15 protein-coding genes are annotated in these 18,786 nt (G+C 64.0%); 4 read left to right on the plus strand and 11 right to left on the minus strand.

The window, feature by feature from the left end:
- Positions 1–48: 48 nt before the first annotated feature.
- The gene (gene leuA, locus ACZY0Q_RS02930; RefSeq protein ID WP_463914478.1) at positions 49–1,788 is read right to left on the minus strand and encodes a 2-isopropylmalate synthase; all 1,740 of its coding nucleotides are present in this window, start codon (positions 1,786–1,788) and stop codon (positions 49–51) included.
- 255 nt (positions 1,789–2,043) lie between these two features.
- Between leuA and ACZY0Q_RS02935 the strand changes: the two genes are divergently transcribed.
- Complete coding sequence (locus ACZY0Q_RS02935; RefSeq protein ID WP_463914481.1) at positions 2,044–3,996, plus strand: M13 family metallopeptidase; 1,953 nt, start codon at positions 2,044–2,046, stop codon at positions 3,994–3,996.
- A gap of 86 nt (positions 3,997–4,082) precedes the next feature.
- Here ACZY0Q_RS02935 and ACZY0Q_RS02940 read toward each other — a convergent pair whose 3' ends face one another.
- From ACZY0Q_RS02940 to ACZY0Q_RS02960, 5 genes are all read right to left on the minus strand, one after another.
- Complete coding sequence (locus ACZY0Q_RS02940; RefSeq protein WP_463914484.1) at positions 4,083–5,657, minus strand: LCP family protein; 1,575 nt, start codon at positions 5,655–5,657, stop codon at positions 4,083–4,085.
- A gap of 100 nt (positions 5,658–5,757) precedes the next feature.
- Positions 5,758–6,786, minus strand: a complete 1,029-nt coding sequence (gene era / locus ACZY0Q_RS02945; protein WP_463914487.1) for a GTPase Era — start codon at positions 6,784–6,786, stop codon at positions 5,758–5,760.
- Complete coding sequence (locus ACZY0Q_RS02950) at positions 6,716–8,047, minus strand: hemolysin family protein (protein ID WP_463914490.1); 1,332 nt, start codon at positions 8,045–8,047, stop codon at positions 6,716–6,718. Before ACZY0Q_RS02950 ends, era begins: the two co-directional genes overlap by 71 nt.
- Complete coding sequence (gene ybeY / locus ACZY0Q_RS02955) at positions 8,044–8,517, minus strand: rRNA maturation RNase YbeY (RefSeq protein ID WP_463914493.1); 474 nt, start codon at positions 8,515–8,517, stop codon at positions 8,044–8,046. The genes ACZY0Q_RS02950 and ybeY overlap by 4 nt, the downstream gene beginning before the upstream one ends.
- Positions 8,514–9,599: a PhoH family protein gene (locus ACZY0Q_RS02960; RefSeq protein ID WP_463916226.1), complete on the minus strand. Its 1,086-nt coding sequence runs from the start codon at positions 9,597–9,599 to the stop codon at positions 8,514–8,516. The genes ybeY and ACZY0Q_RS02960 overlap by 4 nt, the downstream gene beginning before the upstream one ends.
- Positions 9,600–9,975: 376 nt before the next feature.
- On the opposite strand from ACZY0Q_RS02960, the gene ACZY0Q_RS02965 reads away from it, so the two are divergent.
- On the plus strand, positions 9,976–10,932 hold the full coding sequence (locus tag ACZY0Q_RS02965; protein WP_463914496.1) for a GerMN domain-containing protein: 957 nt from the start codon (positions 9,976–9,978) through the stop codon (positions 10,930–10,932).
- Positions 10,933–10,941: 9 nt separating this feature from the next.
- On the opposite strand, the gene ACZY0Q_RS02970 is transcribed toward ACZY0Q_RS02965, so the two are convergent.
- From ACZY0Q_RS02970 to hrcA, 3 genes are all read right to left on the minus strand, one after another.
- Positions 10,942–11,724 (minus strand): 16S rRNA (uracil(1498)-N(3))-methyltransferase, encoded by a 783-nt coding sequence (locus ACZY0Q_RS02970; RefSeq protein WP_463914499.1) that lies wholly within the window; start codon positions 11,722–11,724, stop codon positions 10,942–10,944.
- 2 nt (positions 11,725–11,726) lie between these two features.
- A complete protein-coding gene (gene dnaJ / locus ACZY0Q_RS02975; protein WP_463914502.1) occupies positions 11,727–12,854 on the minus strand; it encodes a molecular chaperone DnaJ in 1,128 nt (375 codons plus the stop codon).
- A gap of 77 nt (positions 12,855–12,931) precedes the next feature.
- Entirely contained in the window at positions 12,932–13,945 is a 1,014-nt protein-coding gene (gene hrcA, locus ACZY0Q_RS02980) for a heat-inducible transcriptional repressor HrcA (protein ID WP_463914504.1), read from the minus strand.
- A gap of 147 nt (positions 13,946–14,092) precedes the next feature.
- Here hrcA and ACZY0Q_RS02985 point away from each other — a divergent pair, with 147 nt between their 5' ends.
- Positions 14,093–14,941 (plus strand): DUF3097 domain-containing protein, encoded by an 849-nt coding sequence (locus tag ACZY0Q_RS02985; RefSeq protein ID WP_463914507.1) that lies wholly within the window; start codon positions 14,093–14,095, stop codon positions 14,939–14,941.
- 127 nt (positions 14,942–15,068) lie between these two features.
- The gene (locus ACZY0Q_RS02990) at positions 15,069–15,488 is read left to right on the plus strand and encodes a DUF4870 domain-containing protein (RefSeq protein ID WP_463914510.1); all 420 of its coding nucleotides are present in this window, start codon (positions 15,069–15,071) and stop codon (positions 15,486–15,488) included.
- 24 nt (positions 15,489–15,512) lie between these two features.
- Here the strand turns inward: ACZY0Q_RS02990 and hemW are convergent, their stop codons facing one another.
- Together hemW and lepA are read right to left on the minus strand one after the other, a co-directional pair.
- Positions 15,513–16,742 (minus strand): radical SAM family heme chaperone HemW, encoded by a 1,230-nt coding sequence (hemW, locus tag ACZY0Q_RS02995; protein ID WP_463914513.1) that lies wholly within the window; start codon positions 16,740–16,742, stop codon positions 15,513–15,515.
- A 36-nt stretch (positions 16,743–16,778) separates the two neighbouring features.
- A complete protein-coding gene (gene lepA / locus ACZY0Q_RS03000; protein ID WP_463914516.1) occupies positions 16,779–18,632 on the minus strand; it encodes a translation elongation factor 4 in 1,854 nt (617 codons plus the stop codon).
- Positions 18,633–18,786: the final 154 nt, after the last annotated feature.

The raw sequence follows: 18,786 nt of genomic DNA on the forward strand, positions 1-18,786 counted from the left end.
ATGCCGGTGCGTGCGCGCCGGGAATCCCGGCGCGCAACGTCTTCCGAATCAGGCGCGGGAATCCCGGATGGCCCGGTTGACCGCGGAAATGACGGCCTTGAGCGAGGACATGCTGGTGTTGGCATCAATACCGACACCCCACAGGACCCGCTCTCCCACAGCGCACTCGACGTAGGCCGCGGCCATGGCATTGCCGCCTTCCGAAAGGGCGTGCTCACTGTAGTCCAGCACCCGGACATCCACGCCGTCCTCGCGCAGGATGCTCAACAGCGCGGCGATTGGCCCGTTTCCGGTGCCCGTGCGTCGGGCCTGGACACCGTCAACAGTGAGCGAGGCGTGCAGGGTCATCCCGCCGTCGTCATCGGTTTCGGTGCTGACGGAACCGAGCGAGTACTGGCCCCACTGGCCGTCCGTTTCGCTGGAGGGCAGGTACTCGTCCTGGAAATGCTGCCACAACTGGGCGCCGCTGACCTCGCCGCCCACGGTATCGGTCTTCTTCTGGATGACGCCCGAGAATTCCATCTGGGCGCGGCGCGGCAGGTCCAGGCTGTGCTCGTTTTTGAGCAGGTAGGCCACACCACCCTTGCCAGACTGCGAGTTGACACGGATGACGGCCTCGTAGCTGCGGCCCAGGTCCTTGGGGTCAACGGGCAGGTAAGGCACCTGCCAGGTGAAGTCCGCGACGTCCTTGCCGGCGGCCGCGGCATCCTTCTCCAGCGCCTCGAAGCCCTTCTTGATGGCGTCCTGGTGCGAGCCTGAGAATGCGGTGAACACAAGGTCGCCACCATAGGGGGAACGCTCGGCGACGGGGAGCTGGTTGCAGTACTCCACCGTGCGCCGGATCTCGTCGATATCAGAGAAGTCGATCATGGGGTCGATGCCTTGGACGAACATGTTCAGGCCCAGGGTGACGAGGTCCACGTTGCCGGTCCGCTCGCCGTTGCCGAACAGGCAGCCCTCGATCCGGTCCGCGCCGGCCAGGTACCCCAGCTCGGCGGCGGCCACGCCCGTGCCCCGGTCATTGTGCGGGTGCAAGGACAGGATGATGCCTTCCCGCGGGTGCAGGTTCCGGCTCATCCACTCAATGGAATCGGCGTAAACATTCGGCGTGGCCATTTCCACCGTGGCGGGCAGGTTGATGATGACCTGGCTGTCGGCGGATGCTTCGAAGACGTCGGCGATCGCGTTGCAGACCCGTACCGCGTAGTCCAGTTCGGTTCCGGTGAACGACTCCGGCGAGTATTCATACGTGATGTGCGTGTCCACGAGGGTTTCCTCGTACTTCTTGCACAACCGGGCGCCCTGGAGCGCGATGTCCAGAATGCCGTCCTGATCCTGGTTGAACACCACACGGCGCTGCAGGACGGACGTTGAGTTGTACAGGTGGACAATCGCTTGCTTGGCGCCGACCAAGGACTCGTAGGTCCGCTCGATCAGGTGCTCGCGTGCCTGGGTGAGGACCTGGATGGTGACGTCGTCCGGGATGTGGTTTCCGACGATGAGCTGACGGACGAAGTCGAAATCGGTCTGCGACGCAGACGGGAAGCCGACTTCGATTTCCTTGTAACCCATGCGGACCAGCAGATCGAACATCTTCATCTTGCGGGCAGGGCTCATGGGGTCGATCAGCGCCTGGTTGCCGTCACGCAGGTCCACGGCGCACCAGCGTGGGGCCTTGGTGATGACCTTGTCCGGCCACGTGCGGTCAGGCAGTTCAACAGTGATCTGATCCTGGAACGGCGTATAGCGGTGGACGGGCATTCCGGAGGGCTTCTGTGCGTTTCGCATTACTATCGGGGCCTTTTCTGTGGTTCAAATCTGAAAGGGTGGCCGGGCAACACAAACTCCGCGACGAGGATGGGCCTTGCGCTAGATCGCGTCTGAGGCCTCGCCGCGGCAGCTAAGAAGGAGCAGTTCTGCGCGCACCATTTCACAGTAACACGGGTGCGTAAGATGAAGGAGCAACACTTCCAGCACCGTCCACCATGCAGACGCCGCGCCGGTGCCAGCGCAGGCCGCGGCTCGTCACACGAAGGAGCTTCTGTGCCCATCTCGGGGATCGATCTGTCCAACATTGACCACGCCGTCAGGCCGCAGGATGACCTGTACCAGCACGTGAACGGGTCCTGGCTCAAGGACACGGAAATTCCGGATGACCGGCCCCTCGAGGGAACATTCACCGCACTGCGCGACGGAGCGGAGATCGCGGTCCGGGACATCATCGAGGAAGCAGCCGCCAAGGGTGAGGCCGCCAGCGGGATAGAACGGAAGGTCGGCGAGCTCTACAACAGCTTCATGGACGAGGCCACCGTGGAAGCCAAGGGCATGGAGCCCATCCGCGGTCGCCTTGCGGACGTTTTCGCCACCACCTCGGTTGCCGACCTCGTGGCCCTGGCCGGGCGCCTGTTCCGGTCGGACGTTTCCGGGCTCTTCTACATTTACCCGGCGCCGGACGCGGGCAACCCGGACCGCATCCTGCTCTATACCGGCCAGGGCGGCCTCGGACTGCCGGACGAGTCCTACTACCGGGAAGAAAAGTTCGGCCCCATAGTCAAGGCCTATGGCGAGCATGTCCTGACTATGTTCACCCTGGCAGGGGTGGACGACCCGGAGGCGGCGTCCGCGCGCGTGGTTGCGCTCGAAACCAAACTTGCTTCGCACCACTGGGACAACGTCACCCTGCGCGACCCGCAGAAGACCTACAACCTCAAGTCCGCCGAAGAAGCAGCCACGCTGTTCCCGCTCCTCAATACCTGGTTCGAAGCTGCCGGGATCGACGCCGAGAAACGCAGCGAGATCGTTGTGAGCACTCCGGACTTCTTCAGCGGGGCAGCAGGTCTGTTGGAGTCCGAGCCGCTTTCCGTTTGGCAAGAGTGGCTGGCTCTACGCGTCGTCAACAGTGCTGCGCCTTACCTGTCCGCAGAGTTCGTGGACGCCAACTTTGCCTTCTATGGAACAACCCTCAGCGGCACGCCCCGGAACAAGGACCGCTGGAAGCGGGCCGTCGCCGTCGTGGAAGCCGCACTCGGTGAGGCCGTTGGACAAATTTACGTCTCTAAGCACTTCCCCGAAACCCACAAGGCCCGCATGCAGACCCTGGTGGCCAACCTGATTGAGGCTTACCGGCAGTCCATCACCGGCCTTGCGTGGATGGGTGAGGAAACCAAGGCCGAGGCCTTGCGGAAACTGGAAGCTTTCCGCGCCAAGATCGGCTACCCCGACAAGTGGATTGATTACTCCGCTGTGGAAATCGACCCCACGGACCTCCTGGGGAACGTCGAGCGGGCCCACAATGCCGACGTCGACCGCCACCTGGATGAGGTCGGCAAACCGGTGGACCTCAACAAGTGGCTCATGACGCCGCAGACGGTCAACGCGTACTACCACCCGATGCTCAACGAGATCGTCTTCCCGGCCGCCATCCTGCAGCCGCCGTTCTTCACAGCCGACGCGGACGACGCCGTCAATTATGGCGGCATCGGAGCGGTGATCGGCCACGAGATCGGCCACGGTTTTGATGACCAGGGGTCGCAGTTCGATGGCGGCGGGGCGCTGCGGAACTGGTGGACCGAAGACGACAGGACGGCCTTTGAGGCGCTCACGGCGAAGCTGGTGGCACAGTACGACGCGTTGTCGCCGTATGCCGCGCCAGGGCACAACGTCAACGGTAAGTTGACGCTCGGGGAGAATATCGGCGATCTTGGCGGCCTCACCATCGCCTACAAGGCTTACCTCCTCAGCCTCGATGGCAGGGAACCCGAGGTGCTGGACGGGCTGACGGGGCAGCAGCGGTTCTTCGCGTCCTGGGCGGCCGGCTGGCGGCAGGTGATCCGGTCTGAAGAGGCCATCCGGAGGCTCGCCACGGATCCCCACTCCCCCAACGAGTTCAGGACAAACGCCATTGCCAAGAACCTGGATGCCTTCCACGAAGCCTTTGGCGTGACTGAGCAGGACAGCATGTGGATGCCGCAGGAAGCCCGCGTCAGCATCTGGTAATCATTCCCTGGTACAGACAGATTGCGCTAAACACAGGGAGGCAGGGCCGCCGGGCCCTGCCTCTCTGTGTCTGCTCGGTTCTGCCGTCAGTCTTGGACGATCAGAAACGGGTTAGCCTGCTGGCACACAGTATCGCCGGCTGTCTGGTTGACGATGTCCTCAGGCAGGGCAGCGCCGGCGCCGGAGCCGTAGGTCGCCCCGGTGGTGAAGTCAGTTCCAAGGTAGACCTGAACTCCGGCGATGCGGGGTGCCGGCTGGACCTGAGCGGCCGGGATCCCGAGCAGCGCAGCCACATCGGCCGCGACGTCGGCGAACTCGGGACCGTAGTAGACAACGCTCTGTGCCACAGGTGCGGCTTGGAGCGGCCCGGATTGGGTGAAACCGCCGGCGACCAAGGCCTGCACGATTTCCTGGGCGCGTCCCGGGATGCCGCTGCCGTTGGCCACGGTGACTGGCTGTAGCGCCTTGTCATACGGTGGCGCAGCCGGGGATGTTTCTGTGGGCGGGGCTGTCGTTTCTGTCGGCGCCGGGGTAGGCGTGGTCGGCGCTGTTGGATCAGTGAGGTCCACGTCCTCGCGGAGGGCCGCAAACAGCTGGGACCCTGCAGGCTCCGCAATCTGCAGGCGGTTGATGTCCGTAACAGCCGGCGCGGTGGGCACTGATACAAACGCCACTTTGCTGATGTCGATGTTCTTCAACCGGCTCCCGATGCCCACGAGCGACGGGACGGAGGCCAGCCCTTCATCCACGGTGAGGTTCTTGGTCACAACATCGGCAATGTTCAACAGTTTAGAGGGGTCGGACAGTGTGCCGTCGTCCTTGATCTTGCGCGTAAGGGAGGACAGGAATCCCTGCTGTGCCCTGATCCGGCCGAGATCGCCGCCGTCGGCGAAGGCGTGCCTGGTCCGCAGGAAAGCAAGGGCCATTTCGCCCTTAACCGAGGATGTGCCCTTCGGCAGGCGCAGCCGGGAGTCCGGATCGTAGACGGCGTCACTGATGCAGACGTCAACGCCGCCCACCGTGTTGGAGAGTTCCTTCACGGCCGTGAAGTCCGCCATCATGAAGTGATCGATCTCCAGGCCAGTCAGTTTGTTGACCGTGTCCACGGCGCAGCCGATGCCGGCTTCATTCATGGCCTCGTTGATCATGACACCGGTGCGGGCAGGATAAGTCCGCTTGGTCTTCTGGTCGGTGCACTCCGGAATATCGACCAGCAGGTCCCGGGGGAAGCTGATGACGCTGACGCGCTTGTTGTCGGCCGATACGTCCATCAGCATCATGACGTCGGATTTGCCGTAACCGGTTGAGGAGTCGGCGGCGCCGTACTCCGCGTTTGCGCCGTCCCTAGTGTCCGAGCCGAGGATCAGGATCTGCATCCGCTCCGATTTGTCGGCCTCGGGGTTCGCCGTGCCACCGGCATTCAGGGGCGCCGTAGTGATGTTGGACTGAAACCGGAAATACCAATAGCCTGCAAAGCCAAGGCCGCCAACCACCAGGATGGTCACCACTGCAGTGGTGACCTTCAGCCACGCCGGCATCCGGCTTTGGGAGCCGAGATGCCGGGCAACGCCGACGGCGGTGCCATCAGCGTGGCGGGAGACCGGGCCGTGCCCGGCTGATGCGTCAGCTCCGTACTCGCGATTGTCGCGGCCTCGCCCCATGTGTGGTGTACCTTCCTCGAAAAAATGAATCCGGCCTATTTTAGTTGCCCAATCTGGGAACTTCCCGACGACCGGCCGGGGGCATGGCGAATGGGGTTGCCTAGAAGCCCAGCTTGACCAGCTGCTTCGGGTCACGCTGCCAGTCCTTTGCCACCTTCACATGCAGGTCAAGGTAGATTCGGGCGCCGAGCAGCGCCTCGATCCCCTTGCGGGCGTTGGTGCCGACTTCGCGGAGCCGTGCACCCCCCTTGCCGATGATGATGGCCTTCTGGGACGGACGTTCCACATAGACATTGACCCGGACGTCGAGGAAGGGCTTGTCTTCGGGCCGGCCTTCACGCGGAACGATCTCATCAACAACGACCGCCAGTGAGTGCGGCAGTTCGTCTCGTACGCCTTCGAGGGCCGCTTCCCGGATGAGTTCAGCGATCATCACAGCCTCGGGTTCGTCCGTCAGGTGGCCGTCCGGATACAGGGGCGGCGACGCCGGCATGTGGCTGATCAGGACGTCTGCGAGAGTCTCGACCTGAAACCCGTCGGTGGCGGAAACGGGCACGATGTCCTTCCAGCCGTCCTCGCCGATGACATCCCGGCCCAATTCGGCGACGGCGAGCAACTGCTCGGTCAGCGCCTGCCGGTCCACCGTGTCCGCCTTGGTGACGATCGCGATAACGGGCTTGTTTCCGATGGCGGCGAGCTGGGCGGCGATGTACTTGTCGCCCGGGCCGATCTTCTCGTTGGCAGGAAGGCAGAAGCCGATCGCGTCGACCTCGGCGAGGGTGTCGGCGACGAGTTCGTTCAACCGCTTTCCCAGCAGGGTACGGGGGCGGTGCAGTCCCGGGGTATCCACCAGGATCAACTGGGCGTCATCGCGGTGCACGATCCCCCGGATGGTGTGCCGCGTGGTCTGCGGCTTGGCGGAAGTGATCGCCACCTTTTGGCCCACCAGGGCGTTCGTCAGGGTTGATTTGCCCGCGTTCGGCCGCCCCACGAGGACCGCAAAGCCCGCCCTGTAACCGCCGAACTCTGGTGCGGCTGAATCCGGGTTGGCCGGACGACTATTTTTCTTGCTCACGTGGAACTCCCTGCTGGGTTGCTTCCGCCTCGTTGAGGAGGTCTTCAAGGTCATTGTCTGTTTTTGGTGCTGCTGCGGCAATGATGTGGCTGACGCGGTTGCGGCGGCCCTCGAGCCGTTCGGCGAGCAGCGAGATGCCGCCCACCTCCACGCGGCTGCCCACAATGGGAACGCGGCCCAGGGCCTTGGCCAGCAGCCCGCCCACGGTGTCAACTTCGTCGTCGTCGAGCTCTATGTCGAAGAGCTCTCCGAGGTCATCGATGCTCATGCGGGCGCTCACGCGGTACGAACCACTGCCCAGGGCCACAGCCTCGGCGCTCTCCGTGTCATACTCGTCCACGATTTCGCCGACGATTTCCTCGATGAGGTCTTCGAGAGTGACAAGGCCGGCCGTGCCACCGTATTCGTCAATCACGATGGCAACGTGTGTTGACTCCTTCTGCAATTCCCGGAGGAGGTCGCTCACCGGCTTGGACTCCGGGACGTACCGGACCTCGCGGGCCAACGCTTCGACCGGGGGTGGTTCGTCGTCGGGCCCCAGCTCATGAAGCGTCGCGGCAACGTCCTTGAGGTAGACAATTCCGAGGATCTGGTCCGTGTTATCGCGGATCACAGGGATCCGCGAATAGCCCGACCGCAGGAACATCGACATGGCCCGCCTGAGGCTGGAACCGGCGTCGATGCTGAGGATATCGGTCCTGGGCACCATTACGGCGCGCACCAGGGTATCGCCGAAGTCAAAGACTGATTGGATCATTTCCGCTTCGGTGTCTTCGATCATGTCCGATTCAGAGGCGCGGTCCACCAGTTCGCGGAATTCCTGTTCGCTGAAGAACGCGTCATCACCGGCAGGGGCGCCGGGAGCGGCGGCACTGCCCAGCGCCACCAGCCACCCGGGGATGGGACCGAGGATCCACGTCAGGAACCTGATCAGCGATGCCGTATACCGGACCACCTCGGCCGAATGGAGCCTACCAATCTGCCGCGGCGAAACTCCGACGATGACAAAGCCGAGCAGGGCCATGATCCCGGTGGCGGCCAGCCCGGCCAGCCAGACGTTATCCAGCAGACTGTGGAGCAGGACGGCCACCGCCACGGCTGATGCCATCTCGAACCAGACCCGCCAGAACCTCAACGCCCGGATATGGGCCACAGGCTGGGCCAGGATGCGCTGCATGGCGTTTCCGCGGCTTTTCAGCAGGGCGTCTTCGGCGTCATGCCGGGAAAGAAACGTGAACGCGGCCTCGGCTGCGGTCAGGAGTGCTGCGGTGCTGAGGAACGCCAGGGCCATGCCGACAAGGATCAGGGGCGTCACTGCGTGGTCTCGGCGGGTGCTTCTTTGCCGGTGAAGCCGGAAAGCAGCTGGCGCTGGAGGCCGAACATCTCTTCCTTTTCCTCGGGCTCTGCGTGGTCATAGCCGAGCAGGTGGAGGATCCCGTGGGTGGTCAGCAGCAGCATCTCATCCTGCAGGGAGTGCCCGGCGTTGACTGCCTGCACCTGCGCCACCTGGGGGCACACGGCAATGTCACCCAGCATCCCTTGCGGTGTGGGCCGGTCCGGCGTACCGGGGGTCAGTTCGTCCATGGGAACCGAGAGCACGTCTGTGGATCCCGGCTCGTCCATCAGTTCGATGTGGAGCTTTTCCATGGCTGGTTCATCCACCAGGAGAATGGAGAGTTCAGCCTGCGGGTGGATAAACAGCTGTTCGAAAACGTACCGGGACAGTGCCACGAGCTCCGCTTCATCAACATGGATGCCGGATTCGTTGTTAACCTCAATGCTCACGCGTTTTCCCCCCGCTTTTCCCGGCTCACCGAGTGTTTTACTTTGTTCCGCTGGACGTCATCCCAAAGACTGTAGGCACGCACGATGTCACCCACGAGGCGGTGGCGGACCACGTCAGTGGAGTCCAGGACGGTGAAGTTCACGTCCTCGATTCCCTGCAGGATCTCTTCTACGATCCGCAGGCCTGAGCGGGTGCCGAAGGGAAGGTCCACCTGGGTGACGTCGCCGGTGACCACCATTTTGGAACCGAAGCCCAAGCGCGTCAGAAACATCTTCATCTGTTCAGGTGTGGTGTTCTGCGCTTCGTCCAGAATGATGAAGGCGTCATTCAGTGTGCGCCCCCGCATATAAGCCAACGGCGCCACTTCGATGGTGCCGGCCGCCATCAGGCGCGGGATGGACTCGGGGTCCATCATGTCGTGCAGCGCGTCGTACAGCGGGCGCAGGTAGGGATCGATCTTGTCGCTCAGGGTGCCCGGCAGGAAGCCCAGCCGTTCGCCGGCCTCCACTGCGGGCCGGGTCAGGATAATGCGGCTGACTTCCTTCTGCTGCAGCGCCTGCACAGCCTTAGCCATCGCGAGGTACGTCTTGCCCGTGCCTGCAGGGCCAATCCCGAAAATCACCGTGTTCGCGTCAATCGCGTCCACATAGTTCTTCTGGTTCAGGGTTTTGGGCCGGATGGTCTTCCCCCGGCTGGAGAGGATGTCATGGGTGAGGACGTCCACAGGGTTCTGCAATGACTGGCTGCGGAGCAACGCAACGAGCTGCTGCAGCACCGCGGGGCTGATGACGGTGCCGCGGGCCACGAGGCCGCGCACTTCATGCAGGAGCCGCATAATGCGGGGAACTTCGGTGGCAGGGCCGCTGATGGAGAGTTCGTTTCCACGGACGTGGAAGTTAACAGACGGGAACTGTTCTTCGATGTAACGCAAGGCCTCGTCATGGCTGCCGAGCGATTGGACCATCTGGTCGGAGTTGTCAAAGAGAACCACCTCCGTCCGGACACCAGGAAGTGAATGGGGGAATTCTCCGGCGGCGCGGTCAGTATTGAGCCGGCGCTTTCCGTTCGCTGATTCAGTCATGGTGCTGGCCCGCAGGCCTGTGGTCTCCTCCACTTCGAAACTTAAAGTGCCGCCGGCTGCTGCGTGGGCGGGGTTGTTGCCGAACACGCGGGAGCCAGCGGAGTCCTTCCATCTTACGCCAGGAGGCACCTCCCGGCAGCGCCCGGCAGCCGCCGGGAAGGGTGCCCGTCACCGGCGTGCTGCGGGATGGTTGGCTTCATTAGGTATCAACTTCGCATCAGGCTCATATCGTTCCCGTTGCAGTTGGGCCGGCAGGCCGGTTTCGGTCCTTTTGGCAGAACCGGCTATGCCATGCTGGAAATCACAGCCGTTCGGGGGCCGGCTGACGGGGCCCAGGCCTCACCATTTCACAGCCGGGAAAGGACAGGCCACGAGAGTGCCGGAAACAGCGACCCCCCTCACTGCCAGACGCGCCGGGCCGCGTTTCCGTCCGCAACGGCTCCTTGGTCTACTGCCGGCGTTTCTCCTTCTCACCGGCTGCATCGCGGACCCCAGCCCCGAGCCCAACCTGACTTCCAACTCCAGCCAGGCTGTCACCGGCTCCCCCGGGGCGCCCTCCACCAGCGCACCCCTGGAAACCACACAGTCTTCCAATAAGGCACCCGTCTACTGGATCGGCCGAAGCAACAACAACGTGTTCCTGTACCGGGAGTTCCGGGACGTGCCGGAGCAGGAGAATCCTGTGACTCGTGCCCTGCGGGCCATGATGTCCGAGAAGCCACTGGACCCGGATTTCTTCACGCCCTGGCAGAATCCCGAGAAACTCGCCTCGTCCATCTCAGGCAAGAACGTCATCACGGTCGACATCTCCGAGGATGCTTTCAACAGTAACCTCGACGCTGACATGGCCGCCCGCGCCATCCAGCAGCTGGTTTTTACCGCTACGGCAGCGGCTGCGAGTTCCGGTTTGATCGATTCCGGCCAGCAGATCCAGGTCCGGATCCTGGTGGATAGCCACACAGACTACGTTGCCTTCCGCCACGTCCAGCTTGGCGACCCCATGTCCCGGGCTGCCGGCATGGTGGCGCCTGTCTGGATCATCGATCCGCAGGAAGGGACGGACCTGGCAGGCGGAAGCGTCAAGATCACCGGCCGCAGCACGGTTCCGGGCGGTAAGCTCCGCTGGCAGATCCTGAGGGCCGAAGCGAACGGGAACAAGACGCCATACCTCACCGGGGAAACCACAGCGGCCGCAGAAGCGGCCCAGGCCGGAGTGTTCACGCTTGCGCTTAGCTTGTCCGCCGGGAACTATGAGCTCCGTGTTTCGCAGGTGGATACGGCCGGCAGCAGCCAGGAGCTGAATGTGGATACGCGGAACTTCAACGTCCGGTAACAGGCCGCATCAAAAGACTGGGGCTGTCCAGCGTCCCAGTACATCGCTCGCCAGGACAACCGCTGCCGGTCCGGCCGTGGATGACCTGAGGACATGGTGTCCCAGGAGGGCCGTCACGGCGCCGGCGTCACAAAGCCGCGTGACCTCGCGGGGACTGATTCCGCCTTCCGGGCCAACGATGAGCAGAATTTCCAGCGGTCCCGCGTCAGCCTGGGCGCCCTGCCATGATTCCAGGACTGACCGGAGCGGCCGGACCGCGTCTTCGTGCAGTATTACGGCAAGGTCCGCGGCAGCCACTGCCGCCGCAAGGCCTGGCGTTTCGACGGCGGCGCGCACCTCGGGGATCCAGGCGCGGCGAGCCTGCTTGGCGGCCGCAGTGACCACGGACTGCCATTTTGCGTGGGCCTTGACCGCACGCTCGCCCTTCCAGCGGACTATTGAGCGCTCAGACTGCCAGGGAACTACGGCATCGATCCCGAGTTCGGTTGCCGTTTCCACAGCCAGTTCGTCGCGGTCCCCCTTGGCCAGGGCCTGCACCAGCACCAGCCGGATGTCGGGCCGGTCCTCCACGGCGAGGGCCGAGCATTCCACGGTAAGCTCCGCAGGCGACGCCGAGACAACAGTTCCTGTCAATCGTTTTCCGGCGCCGTCGGCAATGTCCACGGCCTCACCAGGAGATAGCCGTTTCACGGTCACGGCGTGGCGTGCCTCAGGCCCTTGAAGGATGAAACGGGCACCGGGCACCAGCTCGTCCAGCGCCCCGGCACCGCTGAAGAAAACGGGATTGCTCACTGCTACAGGTTACCGAACCGGTCCCGCAGCTTGGCAAAGACGCCGCCGCTGGCCGCCAGTTTGCCTTCCGTGAACTGCTCGCCCCGAAGCTTCGCCAGTTGGCGCATAAGGTCCTCCTGCGCAGCATCCAGCTTTGCCGGCGTCTCCACCTGGAGATGGACCATCAGATCCCCACGGCCGTAACCGCGCAGGTGCGTCACGCCGAGTCCACGGAGCGTGATGATCTCCCCTGACTGTGTGCCTGCCTTGACGTCGATCTCCTGCAGCCCGTCGAAGGTTTCCAGTGACAGTTCGGTGCCCAGGGCGGCGGCCGTCATCGGAATGTGCAACGTTGCGTGCAGGTCGTCGCCGTCGCGGGCGTAGGTGGCGTCGTTGTTGACCCGCAGTTCCACGTAGAGGTCCCCGGATGGTCCTCCGGCCGGGCCTGCTTCGCCCTGCCCGGAGAGCTGGATCCGGGTGCCCGTGGCAACACCGGCCGGCACCTTGATGGTGAGCGACCGCCGGCTGCGGATGCGGCCCTGGCCGGCACATTCGTTGCAGGGGTCCTTGATGACCGTCCCGAAGCCTTCGCAGCTTCCGCACGGGGCCGCCGTCATCACCTGGCCCAGGATGGAGCGCACCGCGCGCTGGACTTGGCCGCTGCCGCCGCAGATATCGCAGCGGACAGGGTGGCTGCCTTCGCGGCAGCAGGAACCGTTGCAGGTGGGGCAGGTGACTGCGGTGTCCACTTCGAGTTTCCGGTTGACGCCGAACACGGCATCGCGCAGTTCGATCCGGACACTGATCAGCGCGTCCTGGCCGCGGCGGACCCGGGAGGCAGGGCCGGAGGAGCCGCCCGCGCCGAAGAACGTGTCGAAAATGTCCTGGAACGCGAAGCCCTGGCCGGAGTAACCGCCGCCGCCGGACCCGTTGTCGGTGCCGTTTTCGTTGCCGGTGGTGTCATAGATCCGGCGCTTCTGCGGGTCCGAAAGTACCTCGTAGGCGTGGGTCACGGCCTTGAAGCGGTCCGACGCATCGTCCCCGGGGTTTACGTCCGGGTGAAGAGTGCGGGCCAACTTGCGGTAGGCCTTCTTGATCTCTTCCCCGGTGGCTTCCGGCGAGACTCCGAGGACGTCGTAGTGGCTGCTCAAAGTTCGTATCTCTTCCTTGTTGTACTGCCGGCAGCAGGGCTGCCGGCACTGCTCTTCGTGCCTGGACCGTAGTGCTGTTACGGACCCAGAATTCTTGAAAGGTATCGGGCTACTGCCCTGACGGCGGCCATGGTGGTGGGATAGTCCATCCGGGTGGGGCCCAGCACACCGATCTTGGCTGTGCTGTCTGGTCCGTAGCCCGTGGCCACCACGGACGCTTCCGCGAGCCCGTCGTAGGGGTTTTCACGCCCAATACTCACTGTCACGCCCCTTGGATCCTGCGCCATGTCGCTAAGGAGGCGCAGCAGGACAACCTGCTCCTCAAGGGCTTCCAGGACCGGTCCGATACTGAGCGGAAAATCCACATTGGAGCGGGCGAGGTTCGCTGTTCCGGCCATGACCATGCGTTCCTCGCGGCTGTTGTGGGCGAGCGTTTCCAGCCCGTGTGCCAAAGCCTGCGCCGCCGCACGCTGGCCAGGGCTGACGGACGAAACGACCCCCGGTAGCGACGGCGTCAGGCGGCTCAGCGCGATGCCCGCGAGAGAACTGAGGAAGTGTGTCCGCAACGATGCGATGGCGTCGTCGCCGAGGTCCTGGCCGACGTCGATCACGCGCTGTTCAACCTTGCCGGTGGTGGCGATGAGGACCACGAGGACCTGCCGCGGCGCAAGCAGGACGAATTCGATGTGGCGGATGGTAGCGCGGCTCAGATGCGGATACTGCACGACGGCGACCTGGTTGGTCAGCTGCGACAGCATCCTGACGGTCCTGTCCAGGACGTCGTCAAGATCGTCTGCGCCCTCCAGCAGCGCCTGGATTGCCCTCCGTTCCGCCTGGGAAAGCGGCTTCACCGCTGAAATCTGGTCCACAAACAGCCGGTAGCCTTTGTCTGTGGGGATCCGCCCGGCGCTGGTGTGCGGGGCCGTGATCAGTCCGTCGTCTTCCAAGGCCGCCATGTCGTTGCGGATGGTGGCACTGGACACGCCGAGGTGGTGGCGTTCCACGAGCGCTTTGGAACCCACCGGCTCGCGGGAGTGCACATAGTCCTCCACGATGGCGCGCAGTACTTCGAGTTTGCGCGGCTCGCTCATACTCCACCTCCATCCGTGGTCACTGCAGGGTTAGCACTCGACATGCCTAAGTGCTAACAGTCTAATATGAGTCACCCCGTTGTTAGCATTGGTACCGCTCCGGGCGAAATTCCGGGCCAGGATCTAGCGGCAAGGCGGAATCAATCCATGCAATACCAGAACTGGGGTCCGCAGGAGATCACCGCACCCGTCAGAAGCGAACTTCCTGAGGTTCCCGTGGAACGCGGCATGGTTCTTGAAGACGCCCAGTCCGGCTGGGTGGGAGCGGTGACCCGGGTGGAGAAGTCCGGTGGCATGCATGTAGTGGCCCTCGAAGATCGGCGCGGCAAGTCCCGATCCTTCCGGCTCGGCTTCGGGTTCCTCCTGGAGGGGCAGCCCATCCGGCTCGTTCCCCCTGCGCCCAGGCAGGCTGCCCCCGTCGTAGCAGGCCGGACAGCGTCCGGCTCGGTCCGCGTGGCCGGCCAGCGTGCCCAGGTGGCCAAGGCGAGCAGAATCTGGGTAGAAGGAAAACACGACGCCGAACTGGTGGAGAAGGTCTGGGGTGACGATCTCCGCGTAGAGGGCATCGTCGTCGAGCCTTTGCACGGCATTGATGACCTCACGGGGGCGGTGGCCGCGTTCGGTCCCGGTCCGGGCCGCCGGCTGGGGGTACTGGTGGACCACTTGGTCCCGGACTCGAAGGAGTCGCGCATTGCTGCGGCCGTAATGGCTTCCCCCGGCGCTGCCGGCAATGTGCTGATCGTCGGCCACCCTTACGTTGACGTGTGGCAGGCCATCCGGCCCGCTGTCCTGGGCATCGAACAGTGGCCCGTGGTGCCCCGCGGGCAGGACTGGAAGACGGGCATCCTGACGGCGTTCGGCTGGCCGCACTCCACGAAGGAAGATATCGGGCTTGGCTGGCAAAGGCTGCTGGGCGCTGTCCGCAGCTACGCGGACCTGGAGGCATCACTGCTCGGGCGGGTGGAGGAAGTCATCGACTTCCTGACGGTGCCTTAACGCCGGATCCGGCTCGGGCGGCGGCATTTGGTGGATGAACCAGTATTCTTGGTACTGCGGAGGCTGCAGTTGCTTCAGTCCAGCATTTTCCAACCCAGCACCATTGCACTTTCGAAGGAAGAAAACCGTGGCACAAAACGCACGCGAGCACCGGGACGACCACGGCGGTCAGGGACGTTCCGAGTACCAGGGCGTTCCGGCTAATGCGCTGCCGCTGACGGCCAGCGAAGACCGCCAATGGGCCACGCTGGCACACTTCGGCGGGATTCTCGGCTGTGTTCCGTCGCTGCTGATCTACCTGATTTTCCGTGAGCGCGGGCCCTTTACCGCCCAGGAATCCAAGGAAGCACTGAACTTCAGCCTGCCTCCCACCATTGCTGCGCTGGTGGCCAATGTCCTGGTGTTCATCCCGGTGGTAGGAAACATTTTCGCTGTCATCGCCACCCTGATCTGGATTGCCCTGACCTGCTTCTCGGTCGCCGCAGGCATCCATGTCAACAAGGGACAGCCGCACCGCTACCAGTACAACCTGCGCTGGCTGAAGTAAGCCCCACCAACGCGGGGTCAAGCGTCAGTCCGGCAGGATCCTGCGGACCACTGCGTCGGCCAACAGGCGGCCCTTCAGGGTCAATACCAGCGTGCCATGGAAGGCTGCCGGTGGCTCCACCAGGCCGTCGGCGATGAGCCCGGCCACGGCGTGACGGCCGTGTTCGCCCAGCGTTGACGTTGCCAGCCCCGACACAAGCCGGGCCTCGAGCATCACGCGCTCCACATCGCGGGTTTCGGCGTCGAGCGTTTCCCGCCCGGCGGCCGGTGACAGGCCCTGCGCGAGCCGTCCGGCATAGGCCGTGGGGTGCTTCACGTTCCACCACCGCACTCCGCCGACGTGCGAGTGTGCACCTGGTCCGATGCCCCACCAGTCGTCCCCGCGCCAGTACGCCAGGTTGTGCCGGCATGCCTGCTCCGGCGTCCGGGACCAGTTGCTGACTTCATACCAGCTGAGGCCGGCCGCACCGATCAGCTGGTCGGCGAGTTCGTATTTGTCGGCATGGTCGTCGTCGTCGATTCCCGGGACTTCGCCCCGGCGGATCTGTGCGGCAAGTTTGGTGCCGTCCTCCACGATCAGCGCGTAGGCACTGATGTGGTCGGGCTGGTAGGACAGTGCCGTCTCCAGCGAGAACCGCCAGTCCTCAAGGGACTCCCCCGGTGTCCCGTAGATAAGGTCCAGGCTCACGGCCAGTCCGGCCTCGCGCGCCCACTGCACCACCTGCGGCACGCGGCTGGGCGTGTGTGTGCGGTCCAGGACTTTGAGGACGTGGGGAACAGCCGACTGCATGCCAAAGGAAACCCGGGTGAAACCGGCATCGGCCAGCACCTGCAGGGAGGCAGGGGTGACCGAGTCCGGGTTTGCTTCGGTGGTCACTTCGGCGCCGGGTTCCAGGCCCCAGTGCCCGACGGCGGCCGTCACGATCCGGGCGAGGTCCTCCGCGGGAAGCAGCGTGGGGGTGCCGCCGCCGAAGAAGACTGTGCTCAGGGGCCGGTCCGGAAGACCAGAGTCCCGCAGGACCGTGGCGGCAAAGTCCACTTCAGACACTGCCGTGCTGGCATAGGCGTCCTGCGACGCTCCGCCGCCGAGCTCGGTGGCCGTGTACGTGTTGAAATCGCAGTATCCGCAGCGCACCGCACAGAACGGGATGTGTACGTAGAGTCCGAAGGCCCGGTCCGCCGCACCGTCCACTGCCTGGGCGGGCAGCAGACCGTCCGACGGCGCCGGGTCACCGAGCGGAAGAATGCTAGGCATTGCAGGGGCCTCCGGTGTTGCCGGCCACTGTCATCACTACTTCTTGGCCTTGTCCTTGGACTCGTCAGTGGTCAGCGCAGCGATGAAGGCTTCTTGGGGAACCTCAACGCGGCCCACCATTTTCATGCGCTTTTTGCCTTCCTTCTGCTTCTCCAGCAGCTTGCGCTTACGGGAAATGTCGCCGCCGTAGCACTTGGCCAGAACGTCCTTGCGGATGGCGCGGATGCTTTCCCGGGCGATGATCCTGGAGCCGATGGCAGCCTGGATGGGTACCTCGAACTGCTGGCGGGGAATGAGCTCGCGCAGTTTGCCGGTCATCATCACGCCGTAGGCATAGGCCTTCTCACGGTGCGTGATGGCCGAGAAGGCATCCACCTGTTCGCCCTGGAGCATGATGTCCACCTTGACCAGGTCGGCCACCTGCTCGCCGTCGGCCTTCCAATCCAGCGAGCCGTAGCCCCGGGTCTTGGATTTGAGGATGTCAAAGAAGTCGAACACGATCTCGGCAAGCGGCAACCGGTACCGGATTTCCACCCTGTCCTCGGACAGGTAGTCCATGCCGCCAATAACACCGCGGCGGCTCTGGCAAAGTTCCATGATGGCGCCCACAAACTCATTGGGCGCCAGGATAGTGGCAGCCACCATCGGCTCGCGGACCTCGGCGATCTTGCCGGAGGGGTATTCGCTGGGGTTGGTCACGTGGACCACCTTCTTGTCCTCCAGCGTGACCTCATACTCCACGTTGGGGGCGGTGGAGATCAGGTCAAGATTGTATTCGCGCTCGAGCCGCTCCCTGGTGATTTCCAGGTGGAGCAAACCGAGGAAGCCAACGCGGAAGCCGAAGCCGAGCGCGGCTGACGTTTCGGGCTCATAAACCAGCGCGGCGTCGTTAAGCATCAGCTTCTCCAGCGCATCGCGGAGCACGGGGTAGTCCGTGCCGTCCAAGGGGTACAGGCCGGAGAAGACCATCGGCTTGGCATCCGCATAGCCGGGAAGCGACTGCGTGGCGGGCTTGGCAAGATTGGTGACGGTGTCGCCCACCTTGGACAAGCGGACGTCCTTCACACCGGTGATGAGGTAGCCCACTTCGCCGACGCCGAGGCCCTTGGAGGGAGTGGGCTCCGGGGAGCTCACCCCGATCTCCAGGAGTTCGTGGGTGGCCCGGGTGGACATCATCTGGATGCGTTCACGGGGGTGCAGCATGCCATCAACCACACGGACGTAAGTGACCACACCGCGGTACGTATCGTAGACGGAGTCGAAGATCATGGCGCGCGCTGGCGCGTTCGGGTCCCCCACGGGAGCCGGCAGGTCGCGGACAATCTTGTCCAGCAGGACCTCGACACCCATGCCGGTCTTGCCGGAAACGCGGAGCACGTCGTCGGGGTCGCCGCCGATCAGGCTGGCCAGTTCGGCCGCGTACTTCTCGGGCTGAGCCGCCGGGAGGTCGATCTTGTTCAGCACCGGGATGATGGTGAGGTTGTTTTCCATCGCCAGGTACAGGTTTGCGAGTGTCTGCGCCTCGATGCCCTGCGCCGCGTCAACAAGCAGTACTGCCCCTTCGCAGGCTGCCAGCGAACGGGACACCTCGTAGGTGAAGTCCACGTGACCGGGGGTGTCGATCATGTTCAGCGCGTAGCTTGTCCCGTCGAGCTCCCAGGGCATACGGACCGCCTGGGACTTAATGGTGATGCCGCGTTCGCGCTCGATGTCCATGCGATCCAGATACTGGGCCTTCATATCGCGGGACTTAACCACCCCGGTGAACTGCAGCATGCGGTCAGCCAGGGTGGATTTACCGTGGTCAATGTGCGCGATGATGCAGAAATTCCGAATGATGGCCGGATCAGTCGCGGCGGGCACCGGGGCGGTGCGGGCCATGGGAGACACGCAGGGTCCTTACTGTTGACATTCGTGCCGCCGCCGCCAGGACGCACCGAAGGCACCCTGCGGCTGGACCGCACATTTGGAACTTCCAGTCTCCCACGTCCGGACGCATCGTATTGCATTCAGGTCAAACCCGCACGGGGGCCCGACGATAGTC

It is taken from the genome of Pseudarthrobacter lactosi (assembly GCF_055412785.1).